The sequence below is a fragment of the Paenibacillus sp. sgz302148 genome (assembly GCF_056120465.1).
Genome location: NZ_JBVYOJ010000002.1, coordinates 16,210 through 31,334 on the forward strand (window position 1 = coordinate 16,210; position 15,125 = coordinate 31,334).

The following is a 15,125-nucleotide window of genomic DNA, read 5'->3' on the forward strand; positions in this document are numbered from 1 at the left end:
TTTGAAACCGTCTCCACCGCGAAGCCCTAATCAATCAGGGCATCACCCCCCTTAAGCTGAAACACCCTCCACCGGTCCACGCCGAATTTGATTAGACTGACCAAATAAACGAGCTTTTTCCTACCATCCTTGTCCTGATAAAAAACTTCCATGTTGCACCGATAGATCAGCTCATGCATATAGGAAACGAACACTTCGTTTTGAAGCGCGTACCCGCTTGTCCACGAGGAGTCCAGCTTCAATCCCGGCAGCACATATTCACGCATGTGTTCCTTCACGAGCCGAATAATCAACAGCTGGTCCCGGAGCTGGATATATTCCTTCCCTTGGGAGATTTCCTCCTCATCCAGCCGGATCCGAGGTTCTTCGATGATCGCATCATGCTCCCTGATTGCTGTCGCCCGGTGGAACAACCGACTTCGAATCCGTTCAAGCAGCCCTTCTCTTATCCCCATAAGATCCATCATCCCGTCTGTAAAATATGACTTTCACGCTCTCCCGCCACTTCTATGCGATGAAGAAGCAAACGGCCGATATCCTGCAAAATGCGGTCACTGGCTTTCTGAAACATGCGCCAAGCCTCGTCTTTGTAAACATGAATCGGATCTCGCCCCGCATAGCTCTGATAATGGATGCCCTGACGTAAATGCTGAAGCTGCTCCAGATGTTTCATCCAATGGCGGTCCATCGCGTTCAAGCACAGCAGCCGCATTGTTTCCAAATCACCGTTGAAGCTCTCGCCGGATCGCCACACGCCCCAACGTTGGTTAACAACGCCAATGGTCCATTCCATCACTTCCCGGTGATCGCTCATTCTCTCGGCTTCATAAGCGCCGGCTCCAATTCCCAACGTCCTGAAAAGCTTGTCCACTCTCCATTCTTCAGGCTGACGATGAGTGGGACAGCAACGTCTGGTTACGTCTTCGCCATAAGCTCGGAGCATATCCAGCAGAGCGGCTTCCGCGCCGTGCTCACACAAGAGCGCATTACGCTGCCAATAAAACGACTCCCTTTGCTCATGAATGATGGAGTCCAGCTGATACACGAAGCTCCGCAAGGCAAAATTTTGCCGCTCCACATTTTGCTGAACCCCTTCCAGCCAACGCGTCATCCTGCCGTCCGTCCGACTTCCTCCATCCCCGCCTCGCCACAGCCGCCGCATGGCCTTTGCATCCTCTCCCGCGAACTGTTCCGGCAGCTCGTCTTCCAGCGAAATATAAAACTGCGTCTCCCCCGGGTCGCCCTGCCGGCCTGCCCGTCCGCGCAACTGACGGTCGATTCTTCGGCTTTCGTGCCGTTCGGTCGCCAGAACGAACAATCCGCCAAGCTCCGCAACTCCTTCGCCCAGCCGGATATCGGTTCCGCGACCGGCCATGTTCGTGGCTATCGTTATTGCTCCACGTTGTCCCGCGGCCGAAATGATGGCGGCCTCCTCCTCCTCTGTCTTGGCATTCAGAAGACGGAAAGGCAGGCCGACCCGCTCCAGCCTGAATGCCATTTCCTCCGATTGCCGTACGGAGGACGTTCCGACCAGTACAGGCTGTCCATTCGCATGCCGCCGCTGAACCTCTTGCACCGCATGCTCGTATTTCGCTTCCCTCGTCAGAAACCATACATCGTCCGAATCCCGCCGGATGACGGGCGCATGGGTCGGAACCGTAACGACGTCCAGACCGTAAATGAGCTTCATCTCATCGGCTTCCGTGCGGATCGTGCCTGTCATGCCAGCCATTTGCTTATAAAGGCTGAAATACTTTTGTACCGTGACCGTCGCATGCACCCGGTTTTCCTCGCTGAGCGGCACGCCCTCTTTCGCTTCGATCGCCTGCTGCAACCCTTCGCTGAACTGCCTGCCCTCCATTACCCTGCCGGTAAAAGCGTCAATCAACCGGATGCCGCCTTCGGTTACAATATAATCGACATCGCGACGCATCAGCGCTTCTGCGCGGAGACTTTGCAGCAGGTAATGATAAACGGTCGTTTGCTCGAGCTCGTATAAATTATCGATATGGAAGGATGCTTCGATTTTGCGGATGCCCGCTTCCGTGAACATGACCTGTTTTGTCTCGACATCCATCTCGTAGTCTCGCCCAGCCGCTAGGTTGCGCGCGAATTTGCTGCATATGTAATACAAATCGGGTGCTGCCTTCGCTTTGCCCGCAATAATAAGCGGCGTGCGCGCTTCATCGATCAGAATGCCGTCGATTTCGTCGATCACCGCGTACGCCAAGTTCCGTTGGACCCGCTCCCTCTCATGCAGGATCAGATGATCCCGCAAATAATCGAAGCCGAATTCCGTTGCCGTACCGTAGGTAATGTGTTGTCCGTAAGCCTGCTGTTTCGCCCGAATGTCCAGTTCGGTCCCATTCAAGCCTACCGTCATGCCGAGCAGCCGGAAAACATCGCTTGCCTGTTCGGAGTCTCTACGCGCCAAGTATTCGTTGGCGGTAACGACGTGGACGCCTTGTCCGGCAAGAGCGTACCAGTAGACGGTCAGCAGCGACGCGACGGTTTTGCCTTCCCCGGTCATCATCTCGGCAATATGGCCTTCCGACATGGCCCAACCGGCAGCCAACTGCACATCATGCATGCGAATGCCGAGCGTGCGCCTCACGGCTTCCGCTACCAAGGCAAAAGCGACGGACTTCGCCTTATCGCTACGTGCGCCCTGCATTTCGCCCCGAAGCTGGAGCGAAGCTTTCAGCAGTTGTTCGTCGGACCATGTCTCCATAGCCTCGCGTTTATTATGAATTGGCGGCAAATGGGTTTTCGTAAAACGGTCCCATCGACGCTGATCAGGTGATTTCATCCATTGCCGCAATGCAGAAAACGTATGAATCTCTCCTCTCTCCTATCGAAGAAAGTATAATATTGGATATTAAACCGATCGCTTATCGTAAAAATACGACAGAAACAGCTCCTTTTCGACCCTCTTAGGGCTTATGACATGTAAGAAAGTTCGTCATTTTTTGGGAAGAAAAACAAAAAAAGACCCTGCAGTCCGCCAAAACGGACTCCAAGGTCTTTTCCAATTCCATATTTATTTCACTAATTGCCCCCGCGTTACGCCAAGCTGGTTCGTCGCCTTGAGCGTGCGCCACACTTGCGTTCCGTTGATTTGGCCGGCAAGCGCGCGGCGATACAAATCGATAACCTCGCGGACTTTATCCGCGGATTCCTCAAGAAACTCGACGCGGTATGAGGATACGCCAAGCTCCATGAAGTTGGCCAAATACTCCGCGCCGGACTGCTCGATGGCATTGTAGACGGTGTTGCGGCAGCCTTCGTCGACGCGTACCGGATGGGACATGCCGATCCGGTCCTGCAGCGAAGCGCGGTGCTGCTCGCACGGACGGCCGCAGTTCGTGTAGTCCGTTCCTTCGCTCAGGAACGTGCAGTACACACAATGCTCGGTGTGGAACATCGGCAGATGCTGGTGGATGACGATTTCGAGCTTCGACGTCTCGGCTCGGCGCAGCACATCGACCATTTGCTGAATGTTCAAGTCATACGAAGGCGTGACAAGCGAACAACCCGCTTCCGCAAACAATTCCGCCGTCTTGTGGTTCGCGATGTTCAGCGAAAAATCGCCGATCAGCTCCGGGAACTTGACGTCCGGCTGCTCCTGGCGAGCTTTCAAGTAATAATACAGCGCGCCGGTATTCCGAACGAGCACGGCATCCGGCTGCAGCTTCAAGATGTTCTTGTGGTAGCCGTTCTCGCCGGGCATATGAATGCGCGGCGTCGTGAGCGCGATTTTCTTGCCCGCGGCGCGGGCGATTTCGATGGCGGCCGGGAACTGCTTGATGAACTCGAAGTCGGCGTAAATCATCGCCACATCGGTACGAACGGCCGCCTCCACTTGTTCAAGCGTCCGGCACAGCGCGGTCAGCCGGACGTCGCCCGGTTTCGCGGCAGGCGATGCGGGTGCCGCGTCGCCATATACGTCAACGCTTCGCTTGACGTATACGGGCGGCTTCGGCCGCTCACCCGCGAGCAGCTCGACCGCGCGGCGGCGGATCGCGTTCAGCTCGCGCATCGGCACGATCAGGTCGCCCTGCAGATCGACCTCCATTGCGTCAAGCTGGAACAACGTTCCGCCAAGGCGGCCGAGTTGCTCCTCGAGCAGCATGCGGTCCATCGGCCGCTTCTCGGCTTGCTCCAGCAGAAGCTCCGATTCGGCCTCCACGGTCACGCCCTTCTGCACGTCGGTCCACCAGGTGCGGAGCGGCTCGCCGAGCTTGCCATCTACCTTCACATGGACCGGGAAGACGCGGTAAGGCTTCTCCGTTTCGAACGTTTGGCGCAGCCTGCGGTCCAGGGCCGGATCGCTCGTCTTCCAGATCCGGTCGCCGACGTGCACGCGACGCAAATCGACGTCGCTGCGCCCCGGCACGATATCGACAAGCACGCCTTCGCCCGCTTCGCCTTCCAGCTTCACGCCTTTACGGCGCAAGTCGTAAACGCGCCCGCCCTCCTCCTTCTTCGTCGGGTCGCCCGCATCGAAGACGATGCCGTCGCCGCGCTTAAGCGGCGCTTCCAGCTGACATACGACGCCGTCGCGGAGGATCTCCTTCACGCGCCCTAGATAAACGCCGCGGCTCTTCGGAAACGTGCCTTCAACAAGCTGCTTGTTGTTCGTCCCTTTCAGGAAGCCGTGCGTGAACCCGCGCGAGAAGCTCTGCTGCAGCTCACGCAGCTCCTCCGTCGACGGTCCCTTAGTATCCCCGTCGAAATAACGGTCGATCGCCTTGCGGTATTTGCTTACCACGTTCGCTACATACTCCGGACTCTTCAGCCGCCCTTCGATCTTGAACGAGGTAACGCCCGCTTCGATCAGCTCCGGCACAAGCTCCAGCGCCGCCAAATCCTTCGGCGACAGCAGGTACGCCACGTCGCCCATCGGCTTCTGCACGCCGTCGACCATCAGGTCGTACGGCAACCGGCACGCTTGGGCGCATTCGCCGCGGTTCGCCGAGCGGCCGCCCCACATTTCCGACGTCAAACATTGGCCGGAATACGACACACACAATGCGCCGTGGACGAACACTTCCATCGGCAGTTTCGCTTGGTCGCCGATCATCTTGATTTGCTTCAAGTTATTTTCGCGGCCGAGCACGACCCGCTCGATGTCGAACGGCTTCGTGAACTCCACCGCTTCCGGCGACGTAATCGTCATTTGCGTCGAGCCATGAATCGGGAAATCCGGCGAGATTTCCCGGATCATTTTTACAAGGCCCAAATCTTGCACGATCACTGCATCCACGCCGGCATCAATGCACGCGTCGATCAACGTTTTCGCGTCAGGCAGTTCCTCTTCGAATACAAGAATGTTGAAGGTTAGGAAGCCCTTGACCCCATAGCTATGCAAAAAGCCCATAATCTCCGGCAGCTCGTCCATCCGGAAATTGTTCGCCCGAGCCCTGGCATTGAATTTCTCGACGCCAAAAAATATAGCATCGGCCCCGTTCGCAACCGCAGCGCGCATGCAATCCCAATCGCCGGCCGGAGCCAGCAGTTCTATATCTTCGCGCTTAATCGCGCGTACGGATTGTTCCGTTTGTGGTATGCTTTTCGTTTCTTTGATTGCTTCTTTTGTCGTTCCGTTCATCTGATTGTTTTCCTCCATCCAAACTGCACACGCGACATCTCTTCCATTGGAACGTGTCGCTTCATCTATCTAGTGTACCAAATCTGACGTACCGGAATCCATATGAAAGAAAAAGAAAAGCCAGTCTCCCATTGTATAGGAGATTGGCTTCCTCATCACTGACCGCGTTTATTCCGTTACTTTAAAGGATGCAAAAACATCGTTTAATCGTTTCACATTGGCCTCTGTGCTATTCGCATCTTCGATATACAGTGTAACGAGATACGTGTAGCCGTTTTTTGCAAACAAGTATTGGGTATATTTCGACGGAATCCCGTCTTCCTTCGTCGTTAAAACGTACTTTTTCCCTGTGACGCCGAGGATCGTTTCATCCTTCGATTCGATAACCTTCGTATCCGGGTTATTTTCCATCGAACGCTTATGATTTTGTTCCATTTGAAGCGTCGCCTTGTCGTAGGGAGATACTGCGGCCGTTTCCGCATAAACGTTGACATGCCCGCCGAAGAAGTAAAGGGTCGCTTCGTTCTGCTCCATATCGACCGTTTCCGCATTCCAGAACTCCGGCACTTGGAGTGAATACTTGTACTTTTTGCTCGTTTTGGTCACGGTTTTCGTTTTATCGACGAAATCGTTATTGTCCTCGATCAGGCCGAACGTATCTTCCATTTTGGCGCTGTCGACGGTCACCGAGCGAATGATTTTGTCGTAAATCGGCTCCGCCGCAGCGGCCTCATCCTTCGAATACCCGTATTCAACGTAATATTTGTATTGGCCTTTGAAGAAATAAGCGTCGATTTCCGCCCACCAACGGTCGCCATGAGAATATTCCAGCTTTTCTTGGATGGCGGAAACCCCGGCGATCGTCGTTTGCCGTTTGTCCACATTCTTGCGGTAAGATTCCACGAAATTTTCCTTGAACAATTGATCGAGCCGCTCCGACCATTTATCGACGGTATCCCCTTGAACAATCGACGAGATCCCGAATTTAATATAGGTTGTGTCGTTGCCGAACGTTAGAGTATCCTTATCGATGTTCCAGGCGGCCGGGATGTTCAGCGTCAGGCCGTAATCCTCCAAAGTTACCTTCCGGTAGCCGTCCACAACGTTGGACACATCCTTAAGGCTGCGATCCCCGGTATCGAACGATGTTTTGAAGCTGTCCATCAGATCTTTGTATTTGTCCAGTTCTTTGTAATTTCTCGCTTTTTTGTCGTAAAAATCGACGACGTAATAATAGCCTCCGCTATAATAAGCGCGCGTTTCCGCGAAACCGCTCGTCCCAACCTTCGAAATCGCTTTGGCATATACCGTTTTGCCTGTGTCGACGATTCGTTTATCGACGATCGTTTCGCCTTCGTTGTCGGCCAAGTCGGCCAGCAGCTTTTTCAACAGCGATTCCTTGGATAACGCTTCGTTCTGATCCGAAATGGAGACGTACATCGCATAATCGCCTTTCGCTTCGGAAAAGCCGATCAGGTTGTTTTTCGGACTGATATAATCTTGTACAAGCCCCGAAGGATATTTCATCGACCATTTATAGTAGCTGTCGCCGACTTTGGTTTTGCCGGCATCTACATTGATATTGCTGCTATTTGTTGAACTCGTTCCGCTGCTGCCTGCCAACATGGCTTTAATGACAATTTCGCCCGTTGCGGCGTCGTTGGCTACCGTTCCTCCGAAATTTTCGGAGATGAAGCGAAGCGGAACCATCGTCACCCCGCCCACCACTTTAGGTGCAGCATTCAGCTTCGTCGTTTTGCCGTCGACCGATACCTCCGGGTTGTCAAACGTCAATTGGATCGTATGCCCGTTATATTTTAAAATAATCGTTTGTTTCTCAAGCTTCAGCGTAGCGCCGAACGCCCGCGTGATCACGCTGAGCGGGACCATCGTCACTCCTTTGACGACATAAGGCTTCTGGACGTTGGTCACCTGACCGTTAATTGTGATCGCATCGGCTCCGATCTTTAAACGAATTTCCAGGGGCTTGCCGACCGATTGATCCGCAAATGCGGTTTGACCGCCAATAAGCAGCATGAAGGCAAGGCATAAAGCCATCGATAAAGCAAAAAACTTCCGCATGAATGCACATCCTTAATTTTTGTTGAATGATGAATACGTATGTAGGCAAAGCCAAGCTTATTCTTGCTCCTCAAAAACGATCGTTCGCGTAACCAAATCACCGTTCGACTGCATCATGAGCTGCGCTTTTTGGCCCGGCACATATTGCTTGAACAGCTCGTTTAACTCGACTAACGTGGCGACATCGTGTTTATCTATCGAATACAGCATGTCACCGACTTGAATTCCCGCTTTGGCCGCGGGAGAGCCCGGATTCACCTTCGTGACGGTCATTGGGTCTGCATCAGGCAAGCCCACGATGGCCTCCCAGCTTTCCTCCAATTGAATGCCCATCGAAGGGCGTTTCACCTTGCCGTATTTGAAAAAATGGCTCAATACGTACTGCACCGTGCTCGCGGGGATCGAAAATCCCATGTTGTCGACGTTCACGTCGACGAACTTCTGTGAGTTGATGCCGACGACCTCGCCTTTCATATTGACGAGCGGTCCCCCGCTGTTGCCGGGATTGATCGCCGCATCGGTCTGGATCAGCTTGTACGAGGAATCGATCGCCCGGTTGAGACCGCTGACGACGCCCACTGTCGCCGAATTGCGCAGCGAGAAGTTGATTGGCGTACCGATCGCCACGACCGTTTCGCCAACCTGCACCGGAGCATCGGAAGCCGCGAATTTGGCCACAGGCAGCTTGGCCGCGTTGATTTTCACCAGCGCCAGATCGCTCTCGACGTCGATGTTCTTGGCTGTGCCGGCATATTGCTTGCCGTCGGCCGTCACGACGACGATATGGTTCATCCCTTGCACTACGTGGGCGTTCGTGACGATCCAGCCGTCGGACTTATAAATAACGCCCGTACCGTGCGCGAGCGAATAACGGTTTTCTTTGCCCGGCTCTTCGCCTTCGTTCGGCTTGCCGATGATCGCGACGACGGACGGCGATACCTTCTTGACCACGTCCGGCACTTGTGGGGGTGGAGTCAGCTTGTATGTTTTCGTTTTGGCATCGTATGTACCGGTTGCGCCGAGCGCCTGTACGACCGAATTGGCTTTGACGTACACCTCGCCGTTGATTTCTTTGGTCTCCAGCGATAATGTCACGCTACCAGCAGCGGCCGCTGTTCCGGCTACAGAAACGGATACAAAGGCGAGCAAGCCCGCGATTGACCCTTTTGCAAATCCGAGCAGCATAGTTTTTTTCATAGCGGCATACCCTTCCTTCTTCGTCGTGTCGATTCGTTGTCCCGCTCTATCTTTCTATCAATGTAAAAAATATACAACACTAATCTAGCACAGTCCGCTAGTAAACACAATGCGAAAAACCGTACTATGACATAGGCCAAGCCGTTTTAGCGGACATTGAAAAAGCTTTTCCAAATGCTAATGTCGGCACTCTATCGGCATCGGCGCTGGCATAAAAATGCCCCCTAGAATTTTCATCGGATTTTACCCTAGGGTTTATTCCAATGTCCATTCTAAGGGGTGCACTTCACTCCGCTTTCCGATACGGTTCGACTATTTCGTAAATTTGAAGGAGTTAAACCCATCATTCAAACGTTTCACATTTTCATCCGTACTGAACATATCCTCGATCGAATACGAAACGACATACGTCACGCCATTATTTTCGAAAACATACAGAGTCAACGTCTTGGAATGTCCCCAAATCGTCGCAGTCACCACAAACTTTGTCGCTTTTACGCCGAACACGGTTTCCTCCGTCATTTCCGTATGAAGCTCCGGTTCTCTTTCTTTGTAGATCTTTTTTAACGAAAGTAAAGCAGCTTCGTAAGAGACAACCGTGCTTTTTTCGGCATGAACCTGCAGTACGCCGCCGAAATAGTCCACTTTTACATCCGCATCCTCCATATCAACGGAGCCGTCATCCATAAAAGCGGGAATATCAAGTGAATATTTGTATTTTTTACTCGTTTTGGTCACCTTTTTCGATTTGTCGACAAAATCCAATTCATCCTCAATCAGGCCAAACGATTCCTCCATCTTTGCGCTGTCGACCGAGAGCGATTGGACAATTTGCTTGAAAATCGCTTCCGGATTTTCGCTATGGTACTTTGGAAACTCGTACTGAACATCGTATTTATACTTGCCTTTAAAAAATTGGATTTCATAGACCGACCGCCAAATGTCCCCGAGCGAATAGTCCATCTTCTTGATGATTGCCGGAGCGGAGGCAACCGTTGTTTGGTTCGTTTCGTTCACCTTGCGGTAAAATTCTTTGAAGCTTTCCAAAAACAGCTTTTCTTTGCGAGACACCCATTTCTCCAGCGTATCTCCTTCCACAATCGAGGAAACGTCTATCTCTACATGCTGGTCATCATGGTAGAAGAACAGCTTGTCCTTGTCAACCTCCCAATCGGCCGGCACTTTCAGCGTTACGCCATAATCTTCGTTAACGATTTTGCGGTAGCCGTCAACGACGGTTGACAAATCCTTCAGCCCGCGATCGCTTCGTTCAAACGATGTTTTAAAGCTGTCGAGCAAATCTTTGTGCTTGTCCAATTCTTTGTAATTTTTCGCTTTCTCATCGTAGAAGCTGATTCTGTAGTAAAAGTGATTGCCGTAATATGCCCGATGTTCGGCGAAGCCGCCGTTGTAGCCTTTCGTGATGACCTTCGCATATACAACCCCGCCATTGTCCACAGTCCGCTTGTCGACGATCGTTTCCTCGTCGTCTTCCGCTTCATTCGCCAGCTTTTTTAACAACGCTTCTTTCGAAAGCGGTTCGTTTTGTTCATATATATCGATGTACATCGAATAGTTGCCTTTGGCTTCGGAAAAGCTGATCCAATTATTATTCGGGCTGCTGGAACCCTGCACGAGGCCCGTCGGATATTTCATCGACCATTTGTAAAAACTGTCGCCGATTTTCGTTTTGCCTGCATCCACGTTGATGCCGCTGTCGGACGATTTGCCTCCGCCTGCATCGGACAAGGCAGCTTTGATGACAATTTCGCCTGTAGCAGCGTCACTGCTAATGGTACCCCCGAAGTTTTCGGAAATAAAACGAAGCGGTACCATCGTTACGCCGTTTACAACTTTAGGTGCGGCATCCAGCGTTGCCGTCTTGCCGTCGACGGATACTTTCGGATTGTCGAACGTCAGCTTAATCGTATGTCCGTTATAAGTTAAAATAATCGTTTGATTTTCAAGCTTCCACGTTGCGCCGAAAGTGCGGGTAATGACGCTCAGCGGTACCATCGTTACTCCATTGACGGTATATGGCTTTTGAACCTTGACTGCCTCCCCGTTGACTTTGATCGTCTCGGACCCGAGTTTCAGACGAATTTCCAACGGCTTGCCGACGGAATTGTCCGCCGCATTAGCGGCCTGACCGCCGGTAAGCAGTATAAAAGATAAACAAAAGGCCATCGATAATGCAAATACCTTACGCATGGATGCACATCCTTATCTGATGAAATGAAAACAGAATAGTAGTACTATACCATCGGTTGGAAAATATGTGCATCCTACCTTGTACGTATCCGTGAACGACATATAAATAAGTATTGTCCTCCGGGAAACATAATGGATCGACTTGTACCGCTTTCGATGCGTGGCTTGCTGTGTAGGAGCTTCTATTTCGCCTAATTCAATGATATAATCAAAAATGTACGCGCGATCTTTTTACGCAATTGTTCTTCTATCTCATGTGGAGGTGTCCTAATGAAGTTAGGTGTATTTACCGTGCTTTTCAGCCAAAAGCCTTTTGAGGAAGCGCTTGACTATATCGCATCGAAGGGGCTCGACGCCGTTGAAATCGGCACAGGCGCATATCCAGGCAATGCGCATTGCAATCCGGACGTGTTGCTGGCCGATGCCGGCAGGTTGAAAGCGTTCAAGCAAGCGGTTGAATCCCGTGGCCTGATGATCAGCGCTCTGAGCTGCCACTCCAACCCGCTTCACCCGCAACAACCGATTGCCCAAGAAGCGCAAGACGTAATCAAAAAAACGATCGAGCTCGCTAACCGCCTCGAAGTCGGCGTCGTTAACACATTCTCCGGCTGCCCGGGCGACCATGAAGGCGCGAAATATCCGAACTGGCCGGTCGCACCTTGGCCGAACGATTACCAAGAAATTCTCGATTGGCAATGGGAGAAAAAAATCATCCCGTATTGGACGGAAATCGGCAAGCTGGCGATCGAAAGCAACGTAAAAATCGGCCTAGAGCTGCATGGCGGCTTCTCCGTGCATACGCCGGGAACGCTGCTTCGTCTTCGCGAAGCTGCAGGCAGCGCCATCGGCGCCAACCTCGACCCGAGCCATCTGTGGTGGCAAGGCATCGATCCGGTGCAAGCGATCCACATCCTGGGCCGCGCCGGCGCGATCCATCACTTCCATGCGAAGGATACGTCCATCGATCCGGTGAATATCAACAAACACGGCGTAACCGACATGCAGTCCTATGCGCTGATGCTGGACCGCGCTTGGCAGTTCCGTACGGTCGGCTTCGGCCACGACCTGAAGACTTGGGCGGATATCATGAGTGCGCTTCGCCTCGTCGGCTACGACTACGTCGTCAGCATCGAGCACGAAGACGGTCTCATGTCCGTTGATGAAGGCTTCACGAAAGCAGTCAGCAACCTGCAGCAGGTGCTGATTAAAGAGCCGCTCGGCGAGATGTGGTGGGTTTAATCACCCCAAAAATTAAACAGAAACAAAACAAAGACCCTTGGCAACATCAAGTTGCACAAGGGTCTTATTTTCATAATAAAAGGAAACTAAAAAAACTACGACCGCTGCACGCATCGGGAATGCTTGTCACGTACTAAACGCAACCGTTTCCGAAGCACCATCGTCGTAGTTTTTCTTTTTAAGCAGAAAACACGATAAGCGCCTTATCTTTACAGGAGACCCATCCAGTTTTTCACCATGATAAAATCCAAGAACAAAAACACAAGCAAGCTGACACCCGCAAATCCGATCGCAAACTTATTTTTACGCGGCTGTAATACAAGTCGAGCGAGCCCGATCAGAATCACGAGCGTAACCGCTATAATGAACAGATCGAATACGTTGAACCGACTAACTTCTTTAGCTGCCTCTTCTGCTAAAAACAACATCGAGGGAACCTCCTTTTTGTCTCTGCACAATATTCCTAATTATATATGTTATCTTTCCGAAGGGTCTTATGCAAGCGAAAATCTTGATCGTTAACAAGTTTGTCACCATTTCGGCCAAACTTTATAACCATAAACGGTTTTATTTATAACAAAACATTATAAATGAAAGGCTTGACCGGCATTTACGGGTACTTCCAAATGTGATACGATGGAACATATCATAGTGTTTTTATCGGAATTAACGGAACCGATGAATCATAAGGGGGAAAACGATCAACATGGCTTACGAACCGATATGGATGCAAGACCCTTCGAAGCTGAACAAATTCGAGTTCGCCAAAATCGAAAAGGACGGACTGGACGTTATCCGCACGATCATTGAAGAATATGCGCACAAGGGTTACGATTCCATTCCCGAAGACGATATGAGCCGCTTCAAATGGGCCGGCGTTTACGAGCAGAAGCCGAAGGACGGCCACTTCATGATGCGCGTGCGCATCAATTCCGGCATTATGACAAGCGAACAAGCGCGTGAGCTGGCCCTGATCGGCAAAGACTACGGCCGCGATTTGATCGACGTGACGACGCGTCAGGCCATTCAGTACCACTGGCTGCGGGTTGAGCATTTGCCTGACATTTTCAACCGCCTTGAAAAAGTCGGCTTGTATTCCTACGAAGCTTGCGGCGACTGCCCTCGTACGATCGTCGGCAACCCGATTGCCGGCATCGACAAGGATGAGCTCATGGATACGACGGACATCGTAGAAGAAGTGAACAGCTTCTTCCTGCTCAATCGTGATTTCTCAAACTTGCCGCGTAAGTATAAAATGTCCATCTCGGCAAATATTTATAACAGCGCCAATGCGGAAATTAACGACCTCGCGTTCGTTCCGGCGACAAAAGTGATTGACGGCGAAGAAGTCATCGGTTTCCACGCGTTGGTCGGCGGCGGCCTGTCGGCTAAGCCTCACATGGCGAAGGAATTGGACATTTTTGTTCGTCCGGAGGAAGTATTGAAGGTCGCGGTTGGCGTCACGACGATTTTCCGCGATTACGGCTACCGTGAGAAGCGCCACCTTGCGCGCTTGAAGTTCCTCGTGGCCGACTGGGGCCCGGAGAAATTCAAGGAAAAGCTGATCGAAATTATCGGCGACATGCCTTCGAAAGGCGAAAACAAAATCGTCGGCTGGAATGCCGCATATTTCGACGGCGTCCATCCGCAGAAGCAAGCCGGTCTGAACTACATCGGCCTGAATGTGCCGGTAGGCCGCACGAGCTCTGATGAGTTTATCCAACTGGCCGACCTGGCCGACAAATACGGCGAAGGCAAAATTCGCACAACGATGTCGCAGAACATCCTGATTAGCGGCATTCCGGACGACAAAGTCGAGGAAGCGTTGAAAGCACCGGTGCTGGAGCGGTTAAATCCGTTCCCGAAAAGATTCATGAGCCGTACCGTATCGTGCACGGGCAACGAGTTCTGCAATCTTGCGATCGTGGAAACCAAAGAATTCGCGCGCCGCGTTGCCGAATATTTGGACGAAAACGTCGAGGTCGACCAAGATATTCGCATCCATTTCATCGGCTGCCCGAATGCTTGCGGTCAGAAGCACGTCGCAGACATCGGTCTGCAAGGCGCGCTCGTGAAAACGCCGGACGGTATGGTTGACGCGTACGACATCGCAGTTGGCGGCATTCTCGGACCAGGCGCTCAGTTCAACCAAGCGTTGAAAGGCCGCGTCAAAGCCGACGCCGTTCCACAAGTGCTTGCTCAACTGGTCGAGTTCTACAAGCAAGAACGTGAGCAAGGCGAATCGTTCCATCAATTCGTCGGCCGCGTAGGCGTCCCGGCTTTCCAAGAAAAGCTGACCGCGATTCTGGCGCAAGCTTCTTAATCAATTCGTATCTTTGATTAGTCGTAAGTCTGCTATCATTATTTCATGCTAAAGCCCTCTCAAGCGAGAGGGCTTTGTTTAGCTCTTTTTGTTTCTATTTAACGCCATTACCGAACAACGGGCTCAAGTGGCTCGTTTCCCCCGGATCTTCCTTTTGTCGATATCCCTTTCGCTCAGGTCCAACTGCTGTGGAGTTCTTGGTATCCAGTATCCCCTTAGCTCAGATTAAATTGCTTTTCTCAAAAATCCCTGGTTCAGGTTCTCTTATTTCTCAGTAACCCTTAGCTCAGGCCCCACCGCTTTTTTCGGTATACCTTTCGCTCAGGTGTAACTTCTTTCTCGGTGTCCCTTCATTCAAGGTAAACTCGTGCCACCATAACTTTATGCAACTTCGTGGTATACTAGCACGCTGTTCCTGAACGAAGGGGATTTCTACAAAAGGGCCGATGGGTTCGACTAGAC

9 protein-coding genes are annotated in these 15,125 nt (G+C 51.9%); 2 read left to right on the forward strand and 7 right to left on the reverse strand.

Annotated features, from left to right (window positions below; all coding sequences use genetic code 11):
- Positions 1-26 precede the first annotated feature (26 nt).
- The 6 genes from AC0LWM_RS03705 to AC0LWM_RS03730 form a co-directional block, all read right to left on the reverse strand.
- Positions 27-455: a hypothetical protein gene (locus AC0LWM_RS03705; protein ID WP_474673553.1), complete on the reverse strand. Its 429-nt coding sequence runs from the start codon at positions 453-455 to the stop codon at positions 27-29.
- An 8-nt stretch (positions 456-463) separates the two neighbouring features.
- Positions 464-2,809: a preprotein translocase subunit SecA gene (locus AC0LWM_RS03710; protein ID WP_474673554.1), complete on the reverse strand. Its 2,346-nt coding sequence runs from the start codon at positions 2,807-2,809 to the stop codon at positions 464-466.
- A 231-nt stretch (positions 2,810-3,040) separates the two neighbouring features.
- A complete protein-coding gene (locus AC0LWM_RS03715; protein ID WP_474673875.1) occupies positions 3,041-5,488 on the reverse strand; it encodes a U32 family peptidase in 2,448 nt (815 codons plus the stop codon).
- Positions 5,489-5,779: 291 nt separating this feature from the next.
- Entirely contained in the window at positions 5,780-7,693 is a 1,914-nt protein-coding gene (locus AC0LWM_RS03720) for a copper amine oxidase N-terminal domain-containing protein (RefSeq protein ID WP_474673555.1), read from the reverse strand.
- Between the two features lie 57 nt (positions 7,694-7,750).
- Complete coding sequence (locus AC0LWM_RS03725; protein WP_474673556.1) at positions 7,751-8,890, reverse strand: S1C family serine protease; 1,140 nt, start codon at positions 8,888-8,890, stop codon at positions 7,751-7,753.
- 312 nt (positions 8,891-9,202) lie between these two features.
- A complete protein-coding gene (locus AC0LWM_RS03730; RefSeq protein WP_474673557.1) occupies positions 9,203-11,101 on the reverse strand; it encodes a copper amine oxidase N-terminal domain-containing protein in 1,899 nt (632 codons plus the stop codon).
- A 270-nt stretch (positions 11,102-11,371) separates the two neighbouring features.
- Here AC0LWM_RS03730 and AC0LWM_RS03735 point away from each other — a divergent pair, with 270 nt between their 5' ends.
- Positions 11,372-12,340, forward strand: coding sequence for a sugar phosphate isomerase/epimerase family protein (locus AC0LWM_RS03735; protein WP_474673558.1), 969 nt, complete (start codon positions 11,372-11,374; stop codon positions 12,338-12,340).
- Positions 12,341-12,549: 209 nt separating this feature from the next.
- Here AC0LWM_RS03735 and AC0LWM_RS03740 read toward each other — a convergent pair whose 3' ends face one another.
- Positions 12,550-12,768, reverse strand: coding sequence for a hypothetical protein (locus tag AC0LWM_RS03740; RefSeq protein ID WP_474673559.1), 219 nt, complete (start codon positions 12,766-12,768; stop codon positions 12,550-12,552).
- A 278-nt stretch (positions 12,769-13,046) separates the two neighbouring features.
- On the opposite strand from AC0LWM_RS03740, the gene AC0LWM_RS03745 reads away from it, so the two are divergent.
- A complete protein-coding gene (locus tag AC0LWM_RS03745; protein ID WP_474673560.1) occupies positions 13,047-14,663 on the forward strand; it encodes a nitrite/sulfite reductase in 1,617 nt (538 codons plus the stop codon).
- Positions 14,664-15,125: the final 462 nt, after the last annotated feature.